The organism is Halomonas sp., from assembly GCF_052095695.1.
In the GTDB taxonomy this organism is placed as follows: Bacteria; Pseudomonadota; Gammaproteobacteria; order Pseudomonadales; family Halomonadaceae; genus Vreelandella.
Map to the genome: position 1 here is coordinate 58,487 of NZ_JBQDLQ010000006.1, position 6,851 is coordinate 65,337.

Annotated in this window: 6 protein-coding genes; 4 read left to right on the forward strand and 2 right to left on the reverse strand. The window is 53.9% G+C overall.

Annotated elements, in window-relative coordinates; genetic code table 11:
* Positions 1-43 precede the first annotated feature (43 nt).
* The gene (locus ACTH5D_RS02240) at positions 44-1,021 is read right to left on the reverse strand and encodes a TRAP transporter substrate-binding protein (protein ID WP_096278275.1); all 978 of its coding nucleotides are present in this window, start codon (positions 1,019-1,021) and stop codon (positions 44-46) included.
* Positions 1,022-1,337: 316 nt separating this feature from the next.
* Positions 1,338-1,799 carry a GlcG/HbpS family heme-binding protein gene (locus ACTH5D_RS02245; RefSeq protein ID WP_096278273.1) on the reverse strand — a complete coding sequence of 154 codons (462 nt, stop codon included), beginning with the start codon at positions 1,797-1,799 and terminating at the stop codon, positions 1,338-1,340.
* A 242-nt stretch (positions 1,800-2,041) separates the two neighbouring features.
* Here ACTH5D_RS02245 and ACTH5D_RS02250 point away from each other — a divergent pair, with 242 nt between their 5' ends.
* The 4 genes from ACTH5D_RS02250 to glcF all read left to right on the forward strand — a co-directional run.
* Positions 2,042-2,725 (forward strand): GntR family transcriptional regulator, encoded by a 684-nt coding sequence (locus tag ACTH5D_RS02250; RefSeq protein ID WP_096278271.1) that lies wholly within the window; start codon positions 2,042-2,044, stop codon positions 2,723-2,725.
* A gap of 213 nt (positions 2,726-2,938) precedes the next feature.
* Positions 2,939-4,438, forward strand: a complete 1,500-nt coding sequence (gene glcD, locus ACTH5D_RS02255) for a glycolate oxidase subunit GlcD (protein ID WP_096278269.1) — start codon at positions 2,939-2,941, stop codon at positions 4,436-4,438.
* Positions 4,439-4,491: 53 nt separating this feature from the next.
* The gene (glcE, locus tag ACTH5D_RS02260) at positions 4,492-5,592 is read left to right on the forward strand and encodes a glycolate oxidase subunit GlcE (RefSeq protein WP_096278267.1); all 1,101 of its coding nucleotides are present in this window, start codon (positions 4,492-4,494) and stop codon (positions 5,590-5,592) included.
* 16 nt (positions 5,593-5,608) lie between these two features.
* Positions 5,609-6,851 (forward strand): glycolate oxidase subunit GlcF (glcF, locus tag ACTH5D_RS02265; protein ID WP_441668009.1); only part of this gene is annotated, 1,243 nt, incomplete at its 3' end.

A 6,851-nucleotide genomic window follows, 5' to 3' on the forward strand; every position in this document is an offset into this window, starting at 1 on the left:
GCCGCGTATCGAGCGCTGCACCTCTGATAGATTGGCGCGGGACTTACTCGCGTAGCGCAGCCACTGAGTCAATCAAGTCCTGACCACCGTCTACTTCATCGGCAAACTTACTGTAGATAGTTTGTGAGGCCTCAACGAAAGCATCGAAATCGACGTCGTTGACTTCCATTCCCTCTTCTTTCATTTTCGCCAGGGTTTCATCATCGAGACGCTGACCTTCTTCTAACACGAAGTCTTCCATTTCAACGGCCACTTCTTCGAGCACTTGCTGCACTTCTTCCGGTAGACGGCTCCAGCTAGCACCAGCGGTTAGGTAGGCAGGGGTGTAAACGTGGTTGGAAATGGAGAGGTAATCCTGCACTTCCTGGAAGCGCGAGGAGTAGGTTTGAATTAATGGGTTTTCCTGGCCGTCCATTGCCCCGGTTTGTAGGGCCACGAACACTTCAGAAAGCGACATCGGGGAAGGCGCCGCACCGTAGCTACGGAACATTTCAATACGCCATACACCGCTGGGCGTGCGCAGCTTTATGCCTTCAAGATCGCTAGGAACAACAATCGGCCGAACGTTGTTAGTGATCTGACGAAAACCGTTTTCCCATACCCCGATAATTTTAAAACCACGGGCTTCAGCGGCGTCATACATGGGCCCACGTACGACCTCATCGCGCACGCGCTTCATGTGCTCGCGGTCAGCGATTAAATACGGCATTTCAAACAGCGCAAACTGATCTGATTCCGAACTCATGACCGTGGAGGGTATCGAGAGATCCAGTGAACCCAAACGCAAACGACGCATCATTGATTCATCGCTGCCCAGCTGGCTGTTGCCATAAACGTTTACTTCGGCAACGCCTTCTAAGCGTTCGTTGGCGAGTTCAGCAAAACGGTTGGCGCTAATTTCAAATAACGAGCCAGGGCCACCCACATGACCAAGGCGCACTTCAATAGCGGCGTTAGCGGCGGCGGCCTGCAAGCCAAGCGATACAATGGCCGTTGCCAGCGCTGTTTTGAGCAGTTTCATAGTGAACTCCAAGTGAAGCATTTGTTGTTGTTGGCTATGTCGCCACCGCAGCGTTAGCTCACGATGGAACCTGCATGGGAAGCTGTTTGAATAGACCAACGCGTTGCTAATAGGCATCTACAGCAAAGGCTTTCCCCACATCAATTTGAATTCAAAATTCAAAATTAGGTATTAAACTTTCGTCTTGTCGCAAAAACAAAACTGCAACGCGTTGTTTTTTAAGCTCTCTCTAATAACCTTCACACATAAAAAAACGGGCAGTGGCTCGAATAAGCCACACAGCCCGCTCTTGAATCACAATTATCCCGCTATATTGCTAGCTAGGCTCAAGCCCCCAACGTAAACCTGCTAGCTCAATACCCGCTATAGCGGCCTGCTGGTCTTCATCAGACGAGGCACCGCTTACGCCTACCGCGCCAATCACACATTGCTGATCATTCAAAATGGGGACTCCGCCCGCCACGGCCACAAAATGCCCCTGGGAAGCCGCCGAAACGCTGGCAACAAACGCCGTGCGTTCAGCGTTGCGAACTCCTAACACGCCGCTGGCAACCCCGATGCCAAGTGAAGCATAGGCTTTCCCCTGCGCCACTGGAAAACGCAACGGTGCACAGCCATCTTCCCGTTCTGCTGCCACTAAATTACCGCCGCCATCTAATACCACGATGGTTAGCGGCGGGAGTCTGGCTTCGCGGGCCAGCGCTATAGCGCCTTCGATTACTTTTCTACTTTGTTCCCTAGGAAGCTGCACGCTGCAGTGGAATACTTGTCCGGCCATCGGTTTTACCTTTGTGATTGTTAAGATGACAATATCGCCAGCAAAATGCTGACATCGTGAATACTGAATTCATAATTACTTTTGCAGATCATGCAAATAATAGCCACTATGCAAAGACGGTTTTAAGCAAAGTCGGCTGTACTCGGCGCTAGGTTTAAGCAAATGGTATCGTGCTCAAACGATCCAAGTGGTCTGGGTAGCTTGGCAACAAGTCAAGTGCGCCACTGACAAGGAACTGAAGAATGACAAAGATATTGCAGCGCAACTTGTATCGCGAAGTGGCCGATAGAATTGGCGAACTCATTGAGCACGGCGAGCTTTCCCCCGGAGAACGAATATCTGAAAAGCAGCTGTGTGATCGCTTCGGCGTATCGCGCACGCCTTTGCGTGAAGCGCTGAAGGTGCTCGCCACCGAAGGCCTTATCGAGCTGCTGCCCAACCGAGGCGCACGGGTGGTACAGCTGACCTTCAAAAAGGTTAAAGACACTTACGATTTAATGGCGGCCCTAGAAGGGCTATCCGGTGAACTTGCCTGTGAGTACATAAGTGACGCTGAAATTAGCGCCATTCGAAAGCTCCACGATACGATGCTAGAGCACTACCGTAATCGCGATCTATTGCCCTATTTCAAGGTCAATCGCCAGATTCATGAAAGCATTCTGGCCGCGGCGAATAATGACGTTTTACAAGAAACCTATAGCAACTTAAATCAACGCGTTAAGCGCGTGCGTTACTCCAAGAAAATGACCGAGCGTTACTGGAGCCAGGCGGTCAAGGATCATGAAAACATGATGGCGGCGCTCGAAAAGCGTGACGGTGCGCTGTTAGGCCAAATCCTGCGTGACCACTTGTGCAATAAAATTGAGGTAGCCACGTTAGCGGGCGTGATTAACCCTGATTATGACAAGAGTATCGCTAACGGCTGAGCGGACCTAGCGCCACTCAGCAGCACAGGAAGCGTTCTGTCGACTAATGAATGGTAAGACCAATGCACCACGGTCTAGACAGACGCGCAAAAAAAGCCCAAATTGAAACCACGTGGCGCAAACGCGCTGTACGTGAAATATGCACGTGCCTGAAATATGTTCGTGAAAATAGCCAGCGTTATCCTTTAATGACAATAAGCATGGGATGTCATCATGAATATCCTCTTTGATGAGCGCCTAGATGGTCCGCTCGTTAGCCGTGATAAAGCAGAGGTTTTAAACGACCTGCAGCAATCCATTCCCGCAATGACACTTCTGCATCGTGAGGAAGACCTGAGACCTTTTGAGTGCGACGGGTTAGCAGCCTATCGCGTATTGCCCATGTTGGTGGCGCTGCCTGACTCGCTTGATCAGGTGGAAAAGCTGCTCAAACGCTGTCATGCACTCAGCGTACCCGTTGTCACCCGCGGTGCAGGCACCGGGCTTTCAGGCGGCGCGCTGCCGCTGGAGCAAGGTGTACTGCTAGTGATGTCGCGCTTTAACAAGATTTTGAAAGTCGACCCTGATGCTCGTTTAGCGCGTGTTCAACCCGGTGTGCGCAACCTGGCTATTTCTGAAGCCGCCGCGCCCTACTCGCTCTACTACGCGCCCGACCCTTCATCGCAAATTGCCTGCTCTATTGGCGGCAATGTGGCTGAAAACGCCGGCGGCGTGCACTGCTTAAAATATGGTCTTACGGTGAATAACGTAATGCGCGTTGACGTGCTCACCATTGAGGGCGAGCACATGACATTGGGGGCTGAGTCGCTAGATGCGCCCGGTTTTGACCTGCTGGCACTAATGAACGGTTCAGAAGGCATGTTGGGGGTAGTTACTGAAATTACCGTCAAGCTATTGCCCAAACCGGAAACGGCTAAAGTGCTGATGGCAAGCTTTGATGACATCGAAAAAGCCGGTCGGGCCGTTGGTGACATCATTGCCGCAGGCATTATTCCCGGCGGCCTAGAAATGATGGATAAGCTCGCCATCCAAGCCGCTGAGGATTTTGTCAGAGCTGGCTACCCACTCGACGCCGAGGCAATTTTACTCTGCGAGCTAGACGGCGTTGAGGCTGATGTCGACGACGACTGCGCTACCGTACGCCGAGTATTGGAAGATGCCGGGGCCACCAACATCCAGCAGGCTCGCGATGAAGTCGAGCGTGCCAAGTTCTGGGCGGGGCGTAAAAATGCCTTTCCCGCAGTGGGCCGTATGTCGCCGGATTACTATTGCATGGATGGCACGATTCCACGCCGCGAACTTCCCCGGGTGCTTAAAGGCATTGCCGCCCTTTCACAAGAAAGCGGGTTAGCCGTGGCCAATGTGTTTCACGCAGGCGACGGCAATATGCATCCGCTGATCCTATTTGATGCCAACCAAGAGGGCCAGCTGGCGCTTGCCGAAGAGGTGGGTGGCAAGATTCTTGAGCTCTGCGTGGCCGTGGGCGGCTCTATCACCGGCGAGCATGGCGTTGGTCGCGAAAAAATCAACCAAATGTGCAGCCAGTTCCAGCCGGATGAAATTAGTGTTTTTCATGCGCTAAAAGCGGCTTTTGATCCACAGCGGCTGCTGAACCCAGGTAAGAACATTCCGACGCTGGCACGCTGCGCTGAATTTGGTGCGATGCATGTGCATAACAACGAGTTACCACACCCGGAGTTGCCACGTTTTTAACATTTACCCTAGCCACGATAATAACTAGGCAAGACCCAAAACTAGGAAAGACCATGACCGAACGAGCGATGCATGCCGCCGACCGCGATATCGCTGATGCCCTGTGCGAACAGGTGCGCAGCGCGTATGCCGAACGCACCCCGCTACGTATTGTAGGCGGAGACACCCGCGCTTTTTATGGCCGCCCCGTGGAAGGCCAAACACTGCAAATGGCCGAACACAAAGGCATTGTGAGCTATGACCCGGTAGAGTTAGTGGTAACCGTGCGCGCTGGCACGCGTATTAATGACTTAGAGGCCGTACTAGCAGAGCAGAATCAAATGCTGGCATTCGAGCCACCACTATTCGCTGAAAGCAGCACCATTGGTGGCGCCGTCGCCACTGGGCTTTCCGGACCTCGCCGCCCCTGGGCGGGTGCGGTGCGCGACTTCGTGCTGGGCACGCGAGTGATCACTCAAGAAGGCAAGCTGCTCCGCTTTGGCGGCGAAGTGATGAAGAATGTCGCCGGTTACGATCTTTCGCGCTTAATGGCTGGTGCACAGGGCACTCTAGGCGTACTGACCGACATTTCCTTTAAAGTGCTGCCGATCCCCACAGCCACTCACAGCCTGCGGTTAACGTACAGTCTTGATGATGCGCTCAAAAAACTCGCCGAACTGGGCCGTCAGCCGCTGCCAATCACGGCGGCTGCCTGGCATCACGGCGAGCTGTTTCTACGCTTAGAGGGCGGCAAAAGCTCGGTTCAAGCGACGCAGGAACGCTTGGGCGGTGAGTCGCTTGATGCCAGTTTCTGGCGCGAGCTACGCGATCATACTCACACGTTCTTTCAGCCCGACGATGATCAAGCGCTGTGGCGCCTATCGCTGCCGCCGAACACGGCGCCTCTAGCCTTGGATATTCCTGAAACAAATATCTTTTACGACTGGGCGGGCAGCCAGCGCTGGGTAAAGACAACGTTGGATGCAAACACGCTGCGCGCTACCTGCAACGCCGCGGGCGGCCATGCGACCTGCTACACACCTCATTCCCAGGGCGGCGCCGTAGATCCCTTCACACCGCTAAACGCGGTAGTGGAAAAATATCATCGTAACCTGAAGGCGGAACTGGATGCCCATGGCATATTTAATCCCGGTCGTCTTTATGCGGCGTTTTAATCAGGAGAGCTGACATATGCAGACGCACTTTACCGATGCCGATCGTCAAAAGCCGCATATTCAGGAAGCGGAGCGCATTTTACGCACCTGCGTTCACTGCGGCTTTTGCAACGCCACTTGCCCAACGTATCAACTGCTAGGCGATGAGCGCGACGGCCCGCGTGGACGCATCTATTTAATGAAGGAGTTGCTCGAAAGCCGCGACGATGACGACCAGGTCACCGATGAGACTCGCCTACACCTTGACCGCTGCCTGACGTGTCTTAACTGTGAAACCACCTGCCCTTCGGGCGTGGAGTACCATAAGCTGCTTAACATTGGGCGTGCTGAAATTGAGCGCCGCGTACCCCGCCCGCCCGGTGAGCGGGCTCAGCGCTACGTACTGCGCAAGATGATGGTTGATCCTAAACGCTTTCAAGCGCTCTTGAAGCTTGGGCAAACCTTTAAACCGCTGGTGCCTGCCAAGCTGCGCAGTAAAATGCCTACGGCCCCCGTGGATGCCGGTACTCGCCCCGATGCCCACAGCCACGCTCGCCAAGTATTAATGCTAGAAGGGTGCGTACAGCCGGGGCTGTCACCGAATACCAATGCCGCTACCGCGCGCATACTTGATCGTTTAGGTATTAGCGTAACGCCTGTTTCTGAAGCAGGCTGCTGTGGCGCGGTGGATTTTCACCTCAACGCCCAAGACGACGGCCGCACCCGCATGCGCGCCAACATCGACGCCTGGTGGCCGTACATTGAACAAGGCACCGAAGCTATTGTACAAACCGCCAGTGGCTGCGGCGCCTTTATTAAAGAGTATGGTTACATGCTCAAGGATGACCCCAGCTACGCGGTGAAAGCGGAAAAGGTCAGCGCTCTGGCTAAAGATATTGTCGAAATCTTGCGCGATGAGCCGCTAGAGGCGTTGAACGTTAACGACTCAAAGCGGCTGGCCTTTCACTGCCCGTGTACGCTACAGCACGCTCAGAAACTCAATGGAGCGGTCGAAGGCGTGCTTACTAAGCTAGGTTTCTCTTTAACGCCTGTTCAGGATGGGCACCTTTGCTGTGGGTCGGCGGGCACATATTCTATTACTCAGCCTGAGCTTGCCACGCAGCTGCGTGACAATAAACTCAATGCACTTGAGGCAGGCAAGCCGGACGTTATTGTCACGGCCAATATCGGCTGCCAGACGCACCTTGCCGGTGCCAACCGAACCCCGGTGCGCCACTGGGTAGAAATCGTCGATGCAGCACTTCCCAAACCCCTAGCTT